General features: G+C 47.6%; 1 pseudogene. It reads right to left on the bottom strand.

Going from position 1 to position 231, the window contains the following annotated elements:
• Positions 1–231, bottom strand: a pseudogene (locus tag ACTHRE_RS11220) (acetate kinase); the annotation flags it as partial.

Raw genomic sequence — 231 nt, forward strand, 5'->3', positions numbered from 1 at the left:
AATGTATTTGGCAAGGCGGTAAGTCATCACTTCCAGAGCCAAGCGTGCTCCTTCATGGCCTTCATCCGCAGCAATTTCCAAAGAACGGCATTCATTGGAGAGTTCGGAAATACCGAGCAAACCTGATTTTTTGTTCAGCATTACATCAACTTGGGCAAGATCAATACCGGCGTGTGAAGTCAGATATCTGTATTCGCCCGGGTCTATGTCACCGCAGCGTGTACCCATTAC

Source organism: Neisseria sp. P0001.S007, assembly GCF_051963655.1.
Classification (GTDB): Bacteria; Pseudomonadota; Gammaproteobacteria; order Burkholderiales; family Neisseriaceae; genus Neisseria; species Neisseria subflava_A.